The 18305-nt window shown below is 42.7% G+C and carries 18 protein-coding genes; 7 read left to right on the plus strand and 11 right to left on the minus strand.

The window, feature by feature from the left end; genetic code table 11:
- Window positions 1–133: 133 nt before the first annotated feature.
- On the plus strand, window positions 134–1009 hold the full coding sequence (locus ZOBGAL_RS19305; RefSeq protein WP_046287606.1) for a helix-turn-helix domain-containing protein: 876 nt from the start codon (window positions 134–136) through the stop codon (window positions 1007–1009).
- Between the two features lie 16 nt (window positions 1010–1025).
- On the opposite strand, the gene ZOBGAL_RS19310 is transcribed toward ZOBGAL_RS19305, so the two are convergent.
- Complete coding sequence (locus tag ZOBGAL_RS19310) at window positions 1026–1790, minus strand: TIGR02757 family protein (RefSeq protein ID WP_013995425.1); 765 nt, start codon at window positions 1788–1790, stop codon at window positions 1026–1028.
- A gap of 32 nt (window positions 1791–1822) precedes the next feature.
- Window positions 1823–2515: an ABC transporter ATP-binding protein gene (locus tag ZOBGAL_RS19315; protein WP_013995426.1), complete on the minus strand. Its 693-nt coding sequence runs from the start codon at window positions 2513–2515 to the stop codon at window positions 1823–1825.
- Between the two features lie 208 nt (window positions 2516–2723).
- Here ZOBGAL_RS19315 and folE point away from each other — a divergent pair, with 208 nt between their 5' ends.
- The 5 genes from folE to ZOBGAL_RS19345 all read left to right on the plus strand — a co-directional run bounded on the left by folE (window position 2724) and on the right by ZOBGAL_RS19345 (window position 6643).
- Window positions 2724–3323, plus strand: a complete 600-nt coding sequence (gene folE / locus ZOBGAL_RS19325) for a GTP cyclohydrolase I FolE (RefSeq protein ID WP_013995428.1) — start codon at window positions 2724–2726, stop codon at window positions 3321–3323.
- Between the two features lie 79 nt (window positions 3324–3402).
- Window positions 3403–3708 carry a hypothetical protein gene (locus tag ZOBGAL_RS19330; protein WP_013995429.1) on the plus strand — a complete coding sequence of 102 codons (306 nt, stop codon included), beginning with the start codon at window positions 3403–3405 and terminating at the stop codon, window positions 3706–3708.
- A gap of 283 nt (window positions 3709–3991) precedes the next feature.
- On the plus strand, window positions 3992–5212 hold the full coding sequence (locus ZOBGAL_RS19335; protein WP_013995430.1) for a sulfite oxidase: 1221 nt from the start codon (window positions 3992–3994) through the stop codon (window positions 5210–5212).
- Entirely contained in the window at window positions 5213–5701 is a 489-nt protein-coding gene (locus ZOBGAL_RS19340) for a hypothetical protein (RefSeq protein ID WP_013995431.1), read from the plus strand. It abuts the gene before it with no gap.
- A 45-nt stretch (window positions 5702–5746) separates the two neighbouring features.
- On the plus strand, window positions 5747–6643 hold the full coding sequence (locus ZOBGAL_RS19345) for a sterol desaturase family protein (protein WP_013995432.1): 897 nt from the start codon (window positions 5747–5749) through the stop codon (window positions 6641–6643).
- Window positions 6644–6687: 44 nt separating this feature from the next.
- Here the strand turns inward: ZOBGAL_RS19345 and ZOBGAL_RS19350 are convergent, their stop codons facing one another.
- The 8 genes from ZOBGAL_RS19350 to ZOBGAL_RS19385 all read right to left on the minus strand — a co-directional run bounded on the left by ZOBGAL_RS19350 (window position 6688) and on the right by ZOBGAL_RS19385 (window position 14383).
- Complete coding sequence (locus ZOBGAL_RS19350; RefSeq protein WP_013995433.1) at window positions 6688–8907, minus strand: TonB-dependent receptor; 2220 nt, start codon at window positions 8905–8907, stop codon at window positions 6688–6690.
- Between the two features lie 53 nt (window positions 8908–8960).
- On the minus strand, window positions 8961–9290 hold the full coding sequence (locus ZOBGAL_RS19355; RefSeq protein WP_013995434.1) for a hypothetical protein: 330 nt from the start codon (window positions 9288–9290) through the stop codon (window positions 8961–8963).
- 52 nt (window positions 9291–9342) lie between these two features.
- On the minus strand, window positions 9343–9645 hold the full coding sequence (locus ZOBGAL_RS19360) for a DUF6787 family protein (RefSeq protein WP_013995435.1): 303 nt from the start codon (window positions 9643–9645) through the stop codon (window positions 9343–9345).
- A gap of 27 nt (window positions 9646–9672) precedes the next feature.
- On the minus strand, window positions 9673–10128 hold the full coding sequence (locus ZOBGAL_RS19365) for a DUF6146 family protein (protein WP_013995436.1): 456 nt from the start codon (window positions 10126–10128) through the stop codon (window positions 9673–9675).
- A gap of 104 nt (window positions 10129–10232) precedes the next feature.
- Window positions 10233–10865, minus strand: coding sequence for a DUF937 domain-containing protein (locus ZOBGAL_RS19370; RefSeq protein WP_013995437.1), 633 nt, complete (start codon window positions 10863–10865; stop codon window positions 10233–10235).
- Window positions 10866–11144: 279 nt separating this feature from the next.
- Window positions 11145–12095 carry a D-2-hydroxyacid dehydrogenase gene (locus ZOBGAL_RS19375; protein ID WP_013995438.1) on the minus strand — a complete coding sequence of 317 codons (951 nt, stop codon included), beginning with the start codon at window positions 12093–12095 and terminating at the stop codon, window positions 11145–11147.
- Window positions 12096–12201: 106 nt separating this feature from the next.
- Window positions 12202–13266 carry a 3-phosphoserine/phosphohydroxythreonine transaminase gene (gene serC, locus ZOBGAL_RS19380; protein ID WP_013995439.1) on the minus strand — a complete coding sequence of 355 codons (1065 nt, stop codon included), beginning with the start codon at window positions 13264–13266 and terminating at the stop codon, window positions 12202–12204.
- Between the two features lie 76 nt (window positions 13267–13342).
- A complete protein-coding gene (locus tag ZOBGAL_RS19385) occupies window positions 13343–14383 on the minus strand; it encodes an acyl-CoA reductase (RefSeq protein ID WP_013995440.1) in 1041 nt (346 codons plus the stop codon).
- Between the two features lie 130 nt (window positions 14384–14513).
- Between ZOBGAL_RS19385 and ZOBGAL_RS19390 the strand changes: the two genes are divergently transcribed.
- On the plus strand, window positions 14514–14867 hold the full coding sequence (locus ZOBGAL_RS19390) for a 4Fe-4S dicluster domain-containing protein (RefSeq protein WP_013995441.1): 354 nt from the start codon (window positions 14514–14516) through the stop codon (window positions 14865–14867).
- 152 nt (window positions 14868–15019) lie between these two features.
- On the opposite strand, the gene ZOBGAL_RS19395 is transcribed toward ZOBGAL_RS19390, so the two are convergent.
- Entirely contained in the window at window positions 15020–18277 is a 3258-nt protein-coding gene (locus tag ZOBGAL_RS19395) for a TonB-dependent receptor (RefSeq protein ID WP_084724407.1), read from the minus strand.
- Window positions 18278–18305 lie beyond the last annotated feature (28 nt).

Below are 18305 nucleotides of genomic sequence, written 5' to 3' on the forward strand. Positions count from 1 at the left end.
ACTTTTTGAACCAATGTAACACCAAAACAGACTGGTTGCATTGCTATTATATAGCAAAATTAATAGTAATACTGATGTTAAGTCTTACAGCTTTATCGCCATTTTTTGTACTTTTAAGACATATTTGCATCTCGTGAAAATTGTACCGGTCTTACATATAGAACAATTTGAAGAAGAACATTCTTCGGTCGATTTTTATAGTAACGCCTTGGCCGCCCACCTCAAAAAGAACGAAACCATCGTGCATAGGCCACACAAACACGATTTTTTTCTTTGTGTGTTATTTTTAAAGGGTAGGGGTGTTCATGAAATCGATTTTAGTTCCTACCCCATTGAAAAGGGAAGCCTCTTCTTCTTAAAACCTGGGCAAACCCATAGTTGGAAGTTCGACTCTGCAGTGGAAGGTTATATCTTTTTTCACACCCAATCCTTCTTTGAGTTGAATATTTCCGGGGTTAAGTTGCATCAATTTCCGTTTTACTATTCCTATAAAAATCCCCCTAACCTGACCTTGTCACCAGAAGCGCTTCAAGATATAGCGGTACGTTTCAATGAAATCAACCAAGAATATCATGCTAATGCAGTCTACAAAAGGCAGAAATTGGCAAGTCTGATCAACTTGGCCTACATTGACCTTAGTCGATATTATGCCGCTTTTGACACTACGCAGAATGTATTGTCGCCCACCTATTTAAAAATTCTTTCTGAATTGGAGCAAACGGTGGAGCAATATTACAGAAGTGAGAAACAGGCCCGTTTTTATGCGGACAAACTCCATATTACCACAAAACATTTGAACCGCGTTACCAAGAGCACCTTAGGCAAGACCACGACCGAATTGATCAATGACCGTATTCTTTTGGAAGCCAAACGGCTCATTGTACATTCCCAGACATCTTTGGCCCATGTCGCCGAATTCTTGGGCTATGAAGATTATGCCTATTTTTCAAGGGTTTTTAAGGCAAAGACTCAGAGTACGCCTTTGGAGTTTAAAAAGCGTTATCAATAAAACGCAAGGAAACGCTCTAGAATTTTTCAAAAACCCCCAAGCCGAAAAGGGCGAAGTCGTATTTTACCGGGTCGCTAGGATCTAGTTTACGTAGGTTTTTGTCAAGTTCGGCCAAGGCTTTGGCATCGTTCTGTTTACGGCCGAGGAGTTTTAACTTTCTACCTACGTTTCCAGAGTGCACATCCAGGGGACAGGATAGTTGGCTGGGTGAAATGCGCTTCCAGATACCGAAATCTACGGAAGTGGCGTTGCTACGTACCATCCAACGTAAAAACATATTGATCCGTTTGGCGGCCGAACCCTTTAAGGGGTCGCTCACATGTTTTTGGGTACGTATGGGGTGGGGGAGTTCAAAAAAAGTCTTTTTAAAAGCCGATATGGCCGTTTGCATCGAGTCTTCCTCGGCATGTTCGGCAAAAACCGCTTCCAGTCCCCCGTGATTGATATAAATGTTTTGGAGGCTTTTGATAAAATAGTCCAGATCCTCACTGTTGAAGGTCCGGTGCACAAAACCCGAGAGTCGTTCCGCATCGTCGGGTCTGTAGTCAAGTACAAAATCATAGGGTGAATTGCCCATTAGGTCCATCAGCCTATTGGCATTGTTGATAATGCTCTTGCGATTGCCCCAGGCAATAGTGGCCGTGAGGAAGGCACTGATTTCGATATCTTCTTTGCGTAAAAATTTATGGGGAATTTGAATGGGATCCGTTTCCAAAAATTTCGGATGCTCATACTGTAAGACCTTGGCGTCTAAAAATTCCTTTAGTTCGGTGCGGTTCATTCGATGCTTTCTTTAAACAGGGGCAGTGGGTTTTAAAGCTCCGTAACATCGGCCACCACTTCCTTGTTTACGATGAGTCCGTCTACCATGGTCAGCTTTCGGTCGGCCATATCTGCCAGCTGCTCATTATGGGTGACGATAACGAAGGTTTGTCCGAACTCGTCACGGAGTTCAAAAAAGAGTTTGTGCAAATTGTCGGCACTTTCCGAATCAAGGTTCCCGCTAGGCTCGTCCGCAAAAATAATTGAAGGGTCGTTGACCAAAGCCCGGGCGACGGCCACCCTTTGTTGCTCCCCCCCGGAAAGTTCGTTCGGCTTATGGTTATATCGGGCCGATAGTCCTAAAAAATCCAATAGCTGCTTCGCTTTTTTTTCGGCCTGTGCCTTAGGTGTTTTTTTAATAAATGCAGGAATACAGACATTTTCAAGTGCCGTAAATTCGGGGAGCAATTGGTGGAATTGAAAAATAAAACCAATATGTTCGTTTCTGAATCTGGCCAAGTTTTTGTCCGACAATTGGGTGACTTCGGTATCGTGGATCAGCAATTTGCTGTCCGACGGATTCGATTGAACGTCTAGCGTGCCAAGAATCTGCAATAAGGTCGTTTTTCCGGCCCCGGAAGCCCCCACTATGGAAATGACCTCGCCTTTCTTAATATGAAGGTCTACCCCCTTTAATACTTCTAAATCGCCGTAAAACTTTTTAATATTATTGGCTTTGATCATATATCTTGATGCTTAATCCCCGTGAATTTTATCAAAAAACGTGTACTAAATTTTAATACGAGGGTAAAAGTAATGAAAATTGCCGTTTGCGAAGGCTTCACTTTACACCCTGTTTTTGTTCCGAAAAGAATAAATTGGCGCATTGGTGCAGAAAACTGTACTTTTGTCGACTATTTATATCCTTACGGTAACGAAATAAAAGAGCTATATGGCACCCTATAGAAATTTAGAAGAATATGATTTGGAAATTACTTCGGAAGTCAAAGACCGATTTTCAAAAATTATCGATGGAATAGGGGAGGACGTTACTCGCGAAGGATTGGTAAAAACTCCCGAAAGAGCGGCCAAGGCGATGCTTTTCCTTACCCAGGGATACCAACAGGATGCCGTTGAGATTCTTGAAGGGGCGATGTTCAAGGAAGATTATGACGATATGGTCATTATCAAGGACATTGAACTGTATTCGCTCTGCGAGCACCACATGCTGCCTTTCTTTGGCAAGGCACACGTGGCCTACATTCCTAACGGACATATTGTGGGGCTAAGTAAAATCCCAAGGGTGGTCGATGTTTTTGCCCGTCGCCTTCAAGTACAGGAACGTTTGACCCATGATATTCTCGAATGCATCAACAACACCCTTAAGCCAAAAGGTGTGGCAGTGGTTATTGAAGCATCACATATGTGCATGATGATGCGTGGGGTTCAAAAACAAAATTCCGTGACAACCACCTCTGGCTTTCGTGGACAGTTCGAAAAAATCGAGACCCGAAACGAGTTTTTAAAACTGATCAGTTCCGATTTGTCTTAAGCCCATAACGGAGCACTTCGACTAAATTATTTTTTGGCATTCTTATTGCTTTTGATAGTAAGAATAAATACTTTTCAATATGTCAAAAAATAAGGACGAGAAATATAAAAAACTACTTCTAGGCCTGCTCTTCGATGGTATAGGTATGCTTTCCTTCGTTATTCCGTTTATCGGGGAGTTCTCCGATATTGTATGGGCGCCTTTGGCCGGTTGGCTGATGACACGTATGTACAAGGGAAAAATCGGGCAAGGTGCCGGTATCATCACTTTTTTAGAGGAAATTGTTCCGGGTCTAGATGTGATACCCACCTTTACCTTGATGTGGTTGTACACCTATGTTTTTAAAAAAGCCGATGCTGCCGAAACCACAGAAATAAATCCCTGATTTTTGCTCGGGAATAGGTTAATGGGAATTTTCATATGACCTAAAAAGTCTATAGATTTAATAGGTATTTAGCTACAGTATTCATTTGTAATCGATTAGGGTGGCTTTTTAACAAAAGCCCGCAATCCCAATGTTTAAAGGGCTTTAAATTCTTTATTTTATTTTGTTTAAGTTTTTTTGATCGACTTAAAACTAAATCCTTAAAAAAAAATTAAAATCAAACAATAGCACAGGGTAGTATATTAAATATCTATAACTTTGAGAGTAAACCAGACCTAAATTTATGCAAAGAAGAAAGTTTATTGGAAGAGCGGCCCTTGCATCTCTAGCGGGTATAATCGGTGCCGACATTGTCTACGGATCAAAAATGGCGGAAAACTATGTACCCTTGGCTCTTCAGGATCCCGACCCTTTTAAGTTGTTCAACAAAGACAAGGAGATGGTCGTACTCAACGACAAACCATGGAATATGGAGGCCCAGGCCCATCTTTTAGACGATAAGGTCACACCGAACAAGTATATTTTTGTCCGTAATAATGGACTCATACCTGAGGCAATAGATGTAAAAAATTGGACGCTTACCATCGATGGTGAGTCCGTCAAACAAAAAAAGACCTATACCCTTGAGGAGCTCAAATCAAAGTTTAAGCACCATACCTATCAATTGACCTTAGAATGTGGCGGTAACGGAAGGAGCGAATTCGACCCACCCGCTAAGGGAAACCAATGGACGGTAGGCGCGGTGTATTGCGCAAGTTGGACCGGTGTTCGGCTTCGTGACGTTCTCGAAGATGTTGGCATAAAAGACGACGCCGTGTATTTTGGCTACCATGCGGCCGATATCCACCTGAGCCGAGACCCTGGAAAAGAACCTATATCAAGAGGGGCCCCTATGGCTAAGGCCATGCAAGACGAAACCCTATTGGCCTTTAAAATGAACGGCGAAGATATCCCCTTGGCACATGGGTATCCACTTAGGGTAATTGCCGGCGGCTGGCCTGCATCGGTGTCGGGCAAATGGTTACAGCGTATCAGTATTAGAAATATCGTTCACGACGGCACCAAAATGACAGGCACCGCATACAGGGTTCCCTGCAAACCTGTTGCCCCAGGGGAAAAAGTAGCGGACGAAGATATGTGCATTATAGAGTCGATGCCGGTAAAGTCACTGATTACCTATCCGAAATCGGGCGCCACTATTCCCGAAGGAAAAAAATTAACGGTCAGGGGCCATGCCTGGGCCGGGGAGCTAGAGGTTGCCAAAATGGAATACTCTATTGATTTTGGTTCTACCTGGAAGCAATGTAACCTTGAAAAACCTGCCAACCGATTGGCTTGGCAGCATTTTTCTGCCCAAGTGGAATTTCCACAACAAGGGTACTACGAGGTTTGGGCGCGCGCGACCGATTCAAACGGATTTAGCCAGCCCATGTTATTACCGGGGTGGAACCCCAAAGGCTACCTGAACAATGCCTGTCATAGAATAGCCGTAAAAGTTGCATAGATGAAGAAGCCGAACCACGACAAACTGAAACAGGAATTTCGGGGATTCTACAGGGTATTGATCCTTACCTGTACCATAGTAGCTATTTTTGCGGTCGGATTGATCTACCTTTTGGTCGACCCCGATCTATCGGCCTTTAAGAATAACGGACCTGATGCCGAGATAGTCACCGTGCCGGTAGAGGAAGATGATTTTGACAAAATAGAAAACGGGATCCACGTACGGACCGGTTTTGTCGATGCCCCGGGAATGATGGAGACCGTTCAAAATTGCACTAATTGCCATTCCGCAAAACTGGTGATCCAAAACCGAATGAACAAGGAGCGCTGGAAGGCCACGATCAGATGGATGCAGGAAACCCAGAATTTATGGGATTTAGGGAAGAATGAAGATATTATCATCGATTATTTAGTAACCAACTATCCCCCCAAGAAAAAAGGCCGAAGGGAAGTTTTAACCGATATTGATTGGTATGAACTGAAAGATTGAACACCTTTTTTCGACCAATACCCAAGTTTATAGCTTGCTTTTATTATGGAAAAATATCTTGATGCATTTCTCAATTCCTTTATGGGTACACTCAATTGGACCTGGAAGTCGATTGTATTTGAAGTCCCTTGGTACACCAATTATTTTTGGGGAATCATCTTGCTCTCCATATTGGTCTGGATTCTCGAAATTGCTTTCCCGTGGCGCAAAAACCAAGCCGTTTTTCGAAAGGATTTTTGGTTGGATGCCTTTTACATCTTTTTTAATTTTTTCCTTTTCACCATAGTTATTAGTGGATTTTATAAGTGTTTGGAACTATTGTTCTTAGATATAGGGATAGCATCCAATACTTTAGCATTGGTCGATTTAAAGGAATGGCCGGAAATCTTTCAACTATTGGTCTTTTTCGTGCTCTTGGATTTCGTGCAATGGTTTACCCATATGCTACTTCATAGATATGCCTTTTTATGGGAATTCCATAAGGTGCACCACAGTGTAAAGGAAATGGGTTTTGCAGCCCATATGCGCTACCATTGGATGGAAAATATTTTTTATAAGCCCTTAAAAACTTTTGCAGTAATGATATTGGGAGGCTTTGAGCCGGAGCAGGCCTATATTGTTCATTTTGTTGCTATTGCCATCGGTCATTTAAACCATTCCAACATTAAACTTACCTGGGGACCGTTAAAATATATCTTCAATAATCCGGTCATGCATTTGTACCACCATGCCTATGAACTTCCCGAAGGAAGAAAGAATGGCGTTAATTACGGCATAAGCTTGAGTATGTGGGACTATCTTTTTAAAACCGACTACATCCCCGAAGATAGTGGCCTCGTTCCTCTGGGCTACGAAGGGGACAACGAGATGCCCAAGGGCTTTATTGGCCAGTTCGTTTATGGTTTTCATTCCAAGCGAAAAAACAAAGCCACAAACCCATAGGAAGCTTTCCTGTCGGCCTGCGGCTTCGCATCTTTTTAAAAGGGTTAAAGCGGAATGCTTATCCCTAAATTTATATTCCTTCCAATATTCGCTATACCATCGGTTTTCAGACGGGACAAGTGCGAAATATAATCGGTGTTTAAAATATTGTTGGCGCTAACGCGAATATCGATAGGGTAACCAAAAAGAAGGGTCTTTCCTCCAAGCCCCAAGCTCAAAAGGTTATACCCGTCTGAAGCGAGTTCAAATCCACTGACCTTATCCTGTTTAAAAACGGATTTAAGCGTGACGAAAGCATAGTAGTTCTCTAGCCAACTGTTACTTTTGGTGAATTCCGTACGTAGGGTGTTGTTCAGGGCGTTTGCAGGAATCAAAGGCAAATAGCTGTCGTCTTTAAGTTTTCCGGTAACCATTTCAAAACTACTCTCAATATGTAGCCAATCTAAGGGATGTGGATGTATATGTAATCCGATTTCCCCGCCGTAGAGTTTGGCGTCTTGCTGTTCGTATAAGAAAACAGTATTTCCGTCGATGGTCTGACCATTGGATTGAATAAAGATATAATCGTTTACTGCGTTGTAAAACCCGTTGACATAGAACTCTACGTGTTCGTTTTTATATTCTAGAGAGATGTCGGTCTGCAGGTTTTGTTCGTTGCTCAAATCGGCATTACCTATTTCGTAGCGGTTCGTGCCTTCGTGTACCCCGTTAGAAGTCAATTCGGCCAAATTGGGCGCCCTAAAACCCGAAGCCAGGTTAATTCGGGCGGTAAGCCGTTTTAAGGGTTCCAGCTTATAACCAATGGCGGCATTCACACTATTGAAGTCCCGATCTATCGGAGCGATATACCCCTCTTCACCGGAGATCCCGTTTTCCTCACCGCTCAGGGTACGCCGATCATAGCGGAGTCCGAGCTGTAGGTCGCTATTGTTCTCAAAATGAAGGTGTGATGTGGCCAAGAAACCGATGTCGTTGGTCGTGGCATCGGGAATCAGGACTTCTTCCCCGAAATTGGTATTGGTTTGGTGCATTCCTTGCGCACCGACAATAGTTTCCCAGTTGCCCCATTTTGGCAAGTGATAGAGAAGATTGTAGTTGAAAGTGGCCAAATCCATATCAAGGGCGGCACCTTCTTCCCCTTCCTCAAACTCTTTTCTAGTATTAAAGGTATAGCCCAAAATGGTTTCCAAACTTGACGCTCCAAAGAAAATATTGGTTTTTGAACTTACAATATGGTTATCTATTTTTTGAAAGGGGGAAAGGGGTGCGCGTTCATTGGTCTGAGCACCTATTTCTTCTGGAATACCCAGTTTTAGGTAATTGTAGTTATAACGAAGTTCCGTTTTAAAATTGCTTTCCTGATAGGCGATACCCGTTTTTACATCGTGTTCCTGAAACCTCGAATTGGTTACCGTTACATCATCGCCTGTGTGATAATCGGTATGACTGGCCGTGCTCCCCCTTAAAATAAACTTGAACTTTTCCCCAGAGGTTTTAAACCCGGCATTGGCATTAAGCCCTTCGGTGTTTGAAAAATAATTAAGATTAAGGTCGCCTTCGGTACTGTTCGCCACTGCAAACTTTTCAGGGTTAAGGTAGAGTACCCCGCCCATGGCATCTGAGCCGTAAAGGAGGGAAGCAGGTCCCTTTATAACCTCTACACTCTCAATACCTGCATCACTTATACCAAGACCGTGTTCATCTCCAAACTGTTGATTTTCAAGTCGAATGCCTTGGGTATACACGAGTACACGGTTAGAACTAAGTCCTCGTATGACCGGCTTGCCTATTCCAAGGCCGGTAGAGACACTTTCCACCCCTGGAACATTGGTAATCCCGTCGGAAAGCGTAACCGCCCCCTTGGTCTTAAGGCTCTTGATATCGGCCCTTTCTACCTTCATCACATTTTCACGCTGTAGCTTATGAAAGGGGGTCGAAACGATAATTTCTTCCATTTCAATGGCACTGGATGCCAATTGGGCATCATAAGTGTTGTTGCCGGTCGTGATTAAAATAGACTTCGACAAAGTTTGAAAACCAATGTGGGAGATAACAATCTTATAGCTCCCCGTTGGCAGGTTGTTCAATTCATAACTTCCGTTTTCATCGGTGACCGTACCCTTTTCCAACTGTGGAAAATAGACCTCCGCACCAAATAATTTCGTGTTTCCCCTTGGATCGGTAACAGTTCCCGATAAAGCGTTTTGGGCGTGTACATAAGTTCCCAACATTGCAAAAAGCAATGCATATATAAAGCGTTCCATAATAATTATGATTTAAAGTAATTCTTAAAATAAGGTGCTGTAAATCGAGGTAATTATGAAAGTTGGGGTGGTCCCCTAAGTACAAAATGTAGTTTTTGGTATTTGCTTAAAAAGAAGTAGAAATTGTTGGTATTCTCCCTAGTGATTTCAGGGGTATAAGGTGTAAAGGCAATTAAGAAAGGAGTGAACTGAGGGGAGAGATGGAACTTTTGAAAATCACAATCCAACTCGGCTTCATGCACGTGAAGGCTATCGGCTTCGGTACACTCTTCGGAATGGTGTTCGTAAAGGGCGTGTGCAAGTTTAGTGATCGAAGGTGCAAGGATACAGACCACCAGCAAAACGGAAATCGTTGAAGTTAAAATGCCGATGATTTTATTCATGCCACAAAACTAGAAAAAATTACAGTAGTCGTTTCGTTAAAGAATTGGTAAATTATTTAAGCAAGAAGCCTAGGCCAAGCCTGTGGATCATTTTCTTTTCAAAATTCCAGAAGAACCGAAACTGACCAAAGAGCCATCCAAAGGCCACCAAAAGCACTTGGTAAATAGGGAATATCAAGAAAATACGTGCCGTCCAGTATAACCAGGCACTCGTAGTTTCGCTGTCAAGACCTATAAAAGAAGTAATGGGGGCAGCAAGTTTGGTAGCACAGGAGCCGGTAATGGCAAAGACCAAAAAAATGACGGCTAACTGAAAATTGGAGTCTACGCCCCAGCGTTGTTTAAGTTTTTTCATAACAAGAATCTAGACAAATATAGGGAATCAAATTCTTGGTACAAAAGGCCCTAGTCGCTGATTGTATTTTCTTTGGAAATAAATAAAGTAATTATAGAGCTTGTAATTCACCTCGTAGCCGTAATCCGTATGAAAATCATAGTTGATCTGCTGCTCATAAAGATTGGGGTCATAGCGCATGGGCTGCATTACCCTTTGGTTGTAGTTGGTGACGAAAATCTGGTTTCTGCTTTCAAGAAACTCTTGGGAGTAATAGTTTCGGGGTTTGGCTATGCTCTCTAACCAAAAATTGAAACCGGGTTCAATGATGATAATTTCGTATTCGGTGGCATCGTCGGCAATTTTTACCGTATCCGCCTCCTTTTGACGAAAGGCAGCTTTCTCTTTATCGGATATTACGGTTTCTTTTGAACTTGAACAACTGCCCGCTATCATTACGAAAAAAAGACCGAGTGTGCCTAAAACTAAATATATCTTTTTCATAGCTTCATCTTTTAGCAGTATTGCAACAACTTCTATACCAATTTACAAAAAAAAGCCGCTTGTATCAACAAACGACTTTTAGTGATTTTGCAAATGTAAGTGGTCTATTTTCCGAAGAGACCGCCTAGCATACCGCCAATTCCTCCTTTTTTACCACCAAGGGCCATAGAGGCTACATCGTCAAGTATACTTCCGTCACCGTCGGAATCTAAAAAAGATTCGATCAAAGACTGTTGTTGGTTACCGGAATCACCGCCACCCATCAAGTTTCCTAAAAGGTCGCCAATGCCATTGGAATCGCTAACGTTCTGTTCTTTGGTCTGTTTTCCTAGGTATCCTAATAGAATAGGGGCCGCTACTTTCAATATGGTAGCAACGGAACCTGCATCCATTCCTGACTTTTGGCTTAATGCATTTTCAACCTGAGCCTGTTTTCCTCCTAGGACATGACCAAGAATACCTGCACCATCGTCCATTACCGATTGATCCACACCTCCACTGAAAAGTCCGCCAAGATTATCTAAGATACCCCCGTCGTGCTTGCCCGATAGGGCGCTCATCAATCCTTGTGCCCCCTCGGGAGAAGACGCATTTTTTTTCATTGCGCCCATTAAAACGGGGAGGGCCATACTAAGCACACTACCGGTTTGGTCGGTAGAGTTGCCCGTTTGGCTGGCTACGCCGCTTATTAATTGTTTGCCCATAGGGCTGCTTAGTAAGTCTAATAATCCTGACATAATGTTTAGTGTTTATGTGTTTATGTGTTTATAATTGATTAACAATTTACGAAAAGATTCGGTCAAAAATACTAGAAAGGAAGAAGAACCCTTATAATCTCTTGCCCAAACCTTCATTATACAAAATATACCTATCTGATTCGTAATGAGTTGCCGACAAGAATTCCGTAGAAAAGCGAAAAAAGTCTTGTGGTTTTATCCGTAGAGGTTTAATTGAAAAAAATCCCCACCGAACGATACCTTGTTCAACGAGGTTATGGTAAACGTATTGTACTCGACTTATTTTAATAGTGTAATGATCTGTTCTGCCAATTCGGTGGAAATACGGTTCTGTGCTTCGCCGGTTGCGGCACCTATATGGGGTGTAAGCGAAATATTCGGGTGCATCAATATCCTAATTTCAGGTGAAGGCTCCGATTCATACACATCAAGTCCCGCAAAGGAGACGTTCCCGTTTTCAAGGGCATCTACCAAAGCGACTTCATCGAGTACACCTCCACGGGCGGCATTTACGATACCGACCCCAGGTTTCATTTGCTCAAATTCCTTTTTTCCCAAAACATAACTTTTTTGAGCAGGAACGTGAAGCGTAATAAAATCGGCGGTTGAAACCAATTCGTCCTTAGTTTGTGACTCAAAATCAAAAGTTAGCGATCGTCCGTCGAAAAAGGGCAGCTCGATCGATGCCTTTTCAAGAAATGGATCGTGGTAGATGACTTTCATACCTACGCCCAGTGCAATTTTGGCCGTGGCCTGACCGATTCTTCCAAAACCGATAATACCCAGGGTCTTTCCCCGTAGCTCCATTCCGGCAGCGTAGGATTTCTTCAATTGCTTGAACTTGCTATCACCTTCAAGCGGCATATTCCTATTGGCATCGTGCAAATACCTGACTCCCCCAAAAAGATGGGCGAACACAAGTTCGGCCACGGATGAAGATGAAGCCGAAGGGGTATTGATAACATGAAGCCCCTTGCCCTTGGCGTATTCCACATCAATATTGTCCATTCCGACCCCGCCTCTTCCTATAAGTTTTAGGCTAGGGCAGTTGTCGATAAGGTCTTTACGCACCTGTGTGGCACTGCGCACCAACAGACCGTTTATTTGATTATCGTTAATGAAATTCTGTAATTGTTCTTGGGCCACCCTAGTGGTCAGTACTTCAAAACCAGAATCTTCAAGTACTTTGATGCCCGCTTGGGCCATTCCGTCATTTGCAAGTATTTTCATCTGATTCAAATATTGGTTTGTATTGAAATAAAAAGGCCGTCCGTCGGCAAGGCATGTACCAACGGTCGTCCTTTTTTATGATCTTAATTTTATAGGGAACAGGCTGTTATCCTTTTCTTTCCATTTCGCTCATCACATCTACCAAAACCCCTACACTTTCTAGGGAAAGGGCATTGTACATAGAGGCGCGATATCCACCTACGGATCGGTGACCGTTGATTCCGTTGATTCCGGCTTCCTTCCAAAGGGCATCGAAGGTTTCTTTTAGCCTATCATCGGCCAGGTTAAAGGTAGCATTCATGTTCGAACGGTCTTCTTTCTTGGCAAAACCTTGAAATACAGGATTCAGATCAATTTCAGAATAAAGCAATTGCGCCTTCTTCTCATTGATTTCCTCAATCGCCGCAATACCGCCCAAGTCTTTGAGCCACTCTAATGTCAACATGGAGGTATAAACCGCAAATACCGGAGGGGTATTGAACATACTATCTTTGGAAATATGCACTTGGTAGTCGAGCATACTTGGGATTTTTCTTGAGACCTTCCCTAGAATATCATCTTTTACCACGACCAAGGTTGTACCGGCGGGGCCCATATTTTTTTGTGCTCCGGCGTAAATCAGGTCAAATTGGGTGAAATCAAGTTGTCGCGAAAAGATATCGGAACTCATATCGCAAACCAAAGGCACATTTGTCTTTGGAAATTTCTTGATCTGCGTACCGAAAATAGTATTGTTCGAAGTTAAATGAAGATAGTCTAAACCTTCGGGTATGGCATAGCCTTTCGGGATATAGTTAAAGTTCTCGTCTTTTGATGATCCAACTTCCATAATATCCCCGAACATTTTAGCCTCTTTAATGGCCTTTTCGCTCCAGGTACCGGTATTTAAATACCCTGCCTTGTTTTCAAGAAGGTTATAGGCCGTCATAAGAAACTGCATACTTGCCCCACCTTGAAGAAAAAGTGCTGAATATCCTTTGCCTTCCAAGCCCAAAAGCTCTAGGGCAAGACTACGTGCCTTTTCCATGACTTCAACGAAGTCTTTGCTTCTATGGGAAATTTCTATAAGCGAAAGTCCCGATTCGTTAAAGTCCATTATAGCTTCAGAAGCTTTTAGAAATACCTCTTGCGGTAGTACACAGGGTCCGGCACTAAAATTGTGTTTTTTCATAAGGTGTAAAATAATTTAAGAGGATAAAGGTCTTGAATTTAAGGGAAAACGTAACTATTTATCACGAAAAATTCCATTAGTTTTTTAACAGGAAGTCAACAGTGTCAAGGTTGTCGGCGTAGTCCGTCAGCGAGGGTTGTTGGGTCTTTCCAAAAGGTATTTCCCCCTCTACGACACCTTGCCCCACAATGCACTGTAGTTCATCCGTGTCAGACGCAAGCCTTTCCTTCAATGAAGAAAGGTCCTTATAACGTTCGTAGAAGAGCGAAGCAATAGGGGAGCTATAGCTTTTATCTTCCTTAAGGGTCAAAAATCCGTTATCGAGTATCTTAAACTCCGACATCAGATAGACCGCTTTATTATAATCGTAGTTATTCGCATATTTAACGTGCTCTACAATAGGGTGGTGGGGGTACACGGCCTTAAAAAGCGTATCGAAATCATAGGTATCGGGAACAAATATCTTACTGACACTTCTACACCCCAAACCGTAATAACGGAATACATCTTCCCCTAGGGCATTGAGCTGTTCCGTCGATTCGTTTCCGGTCAAAACGGCAACCGAGTTTCTGTTTTTTCGAATAATATTGGGTACCTTACTGAAATAGTGCTCAAAATAGCGGGAGGTATTATTGCTTCCTGTAGCGATTACGGCATCGAAGCCCTCTAGACGCCCATCGGAAATTTCAATGCTGTCTTTTAAGGAAGGTTCAATAGAAACCAAGTAATCCTTAATAAAGATATTGAGCACATTATCGTTGGAAGACAATTTGGCCAACACCTTGTTTCCGGTAATGAGTACCGACAGAAAGTCGTGAAACCCAACTAAGGGAATGTTTCCTGCCATGATCAGGGCCACCGTTTTCGGGCGGTTCTGTTTGACGTCGTAGGCAGATAGCCAAGCGGTAAGATTTTCATCGGTAAGCAATTCGCCCCAGCTTTTGAGTGCGTGTATTACATTTTCCCGGGTAAACCAACCATTTTTATGTTTGGATAGGACAATGGCCTCGTCTAATTTTCGCGACCATTCATCGTTTGGTGTTTCCAATGTAACAAACTCCCTAAGAAAGTGGCCGAGTTTAACAAAAGCAATAAAAGTTTTGTGATGGTCGTTCATATATTTGTTCAAAATTGTATTCCGAAGTACCTTTGTGCAAAAGTAAGAATACTGAATCGATTTTTGCTTTTAAGATTAAAATGAAAATATAACGAACGGGTTAAAGTCCGTTCAGCTTAATAAAACGAATATGGCGATAGTTATAACGGATGAATGCATCAATTGCGGGGCTTGTGAGCCTGAGTGTCCGAATACTGCAATTTACGAAGGAGCTGATGAATGGCGTTACAGTGATGGCACTTCTCTCGAAGGGGATGTTGTGCTTCCAAACGGTAAGGCGGTGAACGCAGACGAGGTACAAGAACCGATCAGTGATGAGATCTATTATATCTCACCTGATAAATGCACCGAATGCATGGGCTTTCATGAAGAGCCACAGTGTGCAGCGGTCTGCCCGGTAGATTGTTGTGTGCCTGATGATGAACACGTAGAGTCGGAAGAGACCCTTTTGGCCAAACAAAAATTCATGCACCCCGACAGCTAGGGCGTTGGGCTAATTTTTTAATCGAAAGACATTACATAGAAACCTGGGCACTGCCCGGGTTTTTTGTTTCTTGATATTCACATAGACAAAATAAAAGCCGCCTAGTTATAGGCGGCTTTTGTTCAAGCAATAATATACTTAAATGTAATAGCTTAGAACTTATAGTTCAACGATAAGTTGAACATGGTTCCTAATTGACTGAAATGGTAGCCGTCATAAGTCATTTGAGAATACCTTTGGTTGAAGGTAATCAGGTTAGAAGGCGAATTCACGACCGCGGCACCATCTAATATTGCCTGACCGGTTGCCGTAGCATCAACAAAACTCCATTCGGGCAATACATTAAATAAATTGTTGACATTCAATGCAATCGTAAACTTTTCGGTTGCATTAAAATTTATCCCTAAATCGGTCACGATTTTTGGGGTAAACTCTGTACTCAAATCAGAACCGCCATCTGCTGCGGCCCCTGCAGGAATATCGGCAGCATTAATAAAAATGTCTTCAAGGTCTTGCAATCCTTGTTGTTGGAACCTTGTTTTTCCGAAATAGGTATTGTTCAGGGAGAAACCGAATTTATTGATATTATAGTTTATTCCAAAAATCCACTTCGTTTCAGGACGAGAAGTAAAAAACAAGGCCTCTTGGGTTCCGTTCACTACGGATTGACCTGAGTTTTCCACTAGAGGAATGTTCTTGACCGGACCATCAAGTTCGTTTTGAATCGTATAGTTTCCCGATAAATTCAAATCTAGACTACCTGCCCCAAGTGCAATGCCCCTATAAGCAAGAACTACATCTACACCCGAAGTCCTTGTATCAATGGCGTTCGAGAAAAAGCTAACATCACTTAAATTATTGTTCGCCAAAAGAACGTCTAACGGGTTGGCAGCATCGCCGCTTCCTCCAATTTCATTCCCCAATACAATTCTATCTTCTACGGCAATATTGTAGTAATCGAAAGTATAGCTGAATTTATTGGCTATTTTCCCACCAAAGCCAATGGTAAAGTTCGTAGACGTTTCGGCATCCAATTGCGGTATGCCCAAAAGTTTGGCTTGTGTAGACACGTTGTTGATCAAACCACCTACTTGAATACCTTGACCGGGAACAAAACTATACTGGGCTTTCTGAGTGTAGATCTGATGTAAGGTAGGCGCCCTAAATCCAGAAGAGATCGAACCTCTTAAGGTAAACGCATCAGCCACTTTGTAACGTGAGCTAAACTTATATACAAAAGCATTGCCAAAATCAGAATAGTTTTCCGTTCTAATAGTACCACTTAACAAGAACGCATCGGTTACGTCGTAATCTAAACTTAAATAGCCCCCAATGTTATACCTGTTGAATTTACCGGAGTTTTGTGGAGAGGCACCCGCAAATGAATCGGCACCGCCACCATCATATGAAGCTAGTTCCCCTTCTATGATTTCAAAAGTTTCTGTTCTGAACTCAGCACCGACACCTATACTTATTTTATCGGATAGCAATCTTGAGATATCAATATTCCCAACGTTGTGTGTGAATTTGGTTCCACCAGGATTGAAGGATTGTTGACTATTTTCACGATACAACTGCGAACCTTCCGTGATTTCCCCATCATCTACCGAACCATTTCCATTGGCATCGAGAAAGACCGAAGGGGAGTATACAAAATTAGGATTGTGTGAATTATTGACCTTATAGGTCTGTAAGTTACCACCAGTGGTAAAACTAGCGTCTATATTCCAATCATTAATGGTCGACTTGAATCCGATAGTACCGTTATAATCACTAAGCAAACCCTCAAAGGTAGGTACATAACCTACATAAGCACCGTTAGGGCCATCAGGAAAAAAGTCGGTCAAGTAGCTCGAATAATCCGTTCCGTCAATATCAAGCGGTGATAATGACTCGGCTTGCCTCCAGTAGGGGGTTCTATAGTTGGCAAAACTGTTTACCGCCTTATACACATAAGCTGCATTTCCGTATAGTTGTGTGTTATCACTTAAATCATAGCCGAAATTGACCGAAAATTTGGCCGCTGCCGTTTCTGGAGAACCATTGATGTTGCCCGCATCAGGGGTTTCTGCCAAGAAGTTGTTTACCAGGTTCAACCCTGCCTGGTTTCTAGCGATCAAACTCGCTTCATCATGACCGTTTTCGTAGTTTTCCGTATCCAGCGGGTCCCGATAAACAAAATCAGCGTATTCACCGCCGGCATCTACCGTTCCAGGTCGATTGGCCTGGTTTACTTTAGATAAATCAATGGTGTAATTGATAAAACCCTTGTCTTCGCCTATTGAACTTCCATTATTCAAGGATACCCCGAACATTTCACCGTCACCTTCCGAGGTAATTCCCGTACGCACCGTGGCGGAACCTTCATTGGGACTATCTTTAAGGATGATATTCATAACACCGGCAATGGCATCGGAACCATATTGGGCCGAAGCACCATCCCTAAGGATTTCCACTCTTTTTATGGCGTCTGTCGGTATGGCGGAAATATCCGCACCGGTTTCACCACGTCCCGGTGAGGTTTGTGTGTACAAAAGGGCACTCAAGTTCTTACGTTTACCATTTATCAAGATCAGGGTCCTACTTGGACCCATATTACGAATTTCATAAGGATCGAGTAAGGAGGTGGCATCGTTTACGGGTGTTTGAACCGTGTTGAACGAGGGAATTCTATACTGTAAAGCTTTATCAAATGTCGCTTGCCCTGTAGAAGTTAATTCCTTGACACCCACAACGTCAACGGGTAACGGTGTATCCGTGTTGCTTCGAGGAGCGGTTCGCGACCCTACAACAATAAACTCCTCCAATTGTACGCCCTCACTAAGCGATACGTTTATAACCGATTTTCCCGCTACCTTTTTTTCCGTGGTCGGAAATCCTATATAACTATAGACCAAGGTGGCATTATCGGAAACCTCAATGGTATAATTTCCGTCAAAATCGGTAGTGGTACCATTGGTCGTTCCCTTTTCCACCACATTAACACCTGCTAGCGGGTTGCCATCTTGATCTTCAACCTTTCCTGAAACGGATTGCTGAAGTACGGATAGATCCAAAGTGGTAGTGTGGCCCAAAGTATTAAGAAAAAGCTTCTTAGTTTTTATTTTCTCGGCTTTCTTGTGGTATACGACATAATAGCTATTGCCCAAATACTCAAAGTCAAAACTGGTTTTACTCTCGAGTTTATGTATGATTTTATTGAGCTTATTATATCGGTATTCCTCAGGATTTAGATTCTCCCCAGATATAAGGCTGGCATTATACGTAAAAAAAACCTTGTGTTTTTTACTTATCTCGGCGAGAAAATCGGAAAGGGTAACGTAATTTTCCGCTTCCCTGTCAAGGTTTTTGTCCGAAGCCTGAATCGGAATACTTCCGATCAACAGGCTAGCGGCTAACAGTGTTTTCATAATAGTGTTTCTCATAGTAATGATTTGA

It is taken from the genome of Zobellia galactanivorans, from assembly GCF_000973105.1.
GTDB lineage: Bacteria > Bacteroidota > Bacteroidia > Flavobacteriales > Flavobacteriaceae > Zobellia > Zobellia galactanivorans.

What these genes read in the sequence shown, in the direction of transcription:
- folE (WP_013995428.1), top strand. Translation starts at nt 2,724, where the DNA reads ATGGCACCCTATAGAAATTTAGAAGAATATGATTTGGAAATTACTTCG.
- ZOBGAL_RS19330 (WP_013995429.1), top strand. Translation starts at nt 3,403, where the DNA reads ATGTCAAAAAATAAGGACGAGAAATATAAAAAACTACTTCTAGGCCTG.
- ZOBGAL_RS19375 (WP_013995438.1), bottom strand. Translation starts at nt 12,095, where the DNA reads ATGAAAATACTTGCAAATGACGGAATGGCCCAAGCGGGCATCAAAGTA.
- ZOBGAL_RS19355 (WP_013995434.1), bottom strand. Translation starts at nt 9,290, where the DNA reads ATGAATAAAATCATCGGCATTTTAACTTCAACGATTTCCGTTTTGCTG.
- ZOBGAL_RS19350 (WP_013995433.1), bottom strand. Translation starts at nt 8,907, where the DNA reads ATGGAACGCTTTATATATGCATTGCTTTTTGCAATGTTGGGAACTTAT.
- ZOBGAL_RS19365 (WP_013995436.1), bottom strand. Translation starts at nt 10,128, where the DNA reads ATGAAAAAGATATATTTAGTTTTAGGCACACTCGGTCTTTTTTTCGTA.
- ZOBGAL_RS19315 (WP_013995426.1), bottom strand. Translation starts at nt 2,515, where the DNA reads ATGATCAAAGCCAATAATATTAAAAAGTTTTACGGCGATTTAGAAGTA.
- ZOBGAL_RS19385 (WP_013995440.1), bottom strand. Translation starts at nt 14,383, where the DNA reads ATGAACGACCATCACAAAACTTTTATTGCTTTTGTTAAACTCGGCCAC.
- ZOBGAL_RS19310 (WP_013995425.1), bottom strand. Translation starts at nt 1,790, where the DNA reads ATGAACCGCACCGAACTAAAGGAATTTTTAGACGCCAAGGTCTTACAG.
- ZOBGAL_RS19395 (WP_084724407.1), bottom strand. Translation starts at nt 18,277, where the DNA reads ATGAAAACACTGTTAGCCGCTAGCCTGTTGATCGGAAGTATTCCGATT.
- ZOBGAL_RS19340 (WP_013995431.1), top strand. Translation starts at nt 5,213, where the DNA reads ATGAAGAAGCCGAACCACGACAAACTGAAACAGGAATTTCGGGGATTC.
- ZOBGAL_RS19360 (WP_013995435.1), bottom strand. Translation starts at nt 9,645, where the DNA reads ATGAAAAAACTTAAACAACGCTGGGGCGTAGACTCCAATTTTCAGTTA.
- ZOBGAL_RS19345 (WP_013995432.1), top strand. Translation starts at nt 5,747, where the DNA reads ATGGAAAAATATCTTGATGCATTTCTCAATTCCTTTATGGGTACACTC.
- ZOBGAL_RS19390 (WP_013995441.1), top strand. Translation starts at nt 14,514, where the DNA reads ATGGCGATAGTTATAACGGATGAATGCATCAATTGCGGGGCTTGTGAG.
- serC (WP_013995439.1), bottom strand. Translation starts at nt 13,266, where the DNA reads ATGAAAAAACACAATTTTAGTGCCGGACCCTGTGTACTACCGCAAGAG.
- ZOBGAL_RS19370 (WP_013995437.1), bottom strand. Translation starts at nt 10,865, where the DNA reads ATGTCAGGATTATTAGACTTACTAAGCAGCCCTATGGGCAAACAATTA.
- ZOBGAL_RS19335 (WP_013995430.1), top strand. Translation starts at nt 3,992, where the DNA reads ATGCAAAGAAGAAAGTTTATTGGAAGAGCGGCCCTTGCATCTCTAGCG.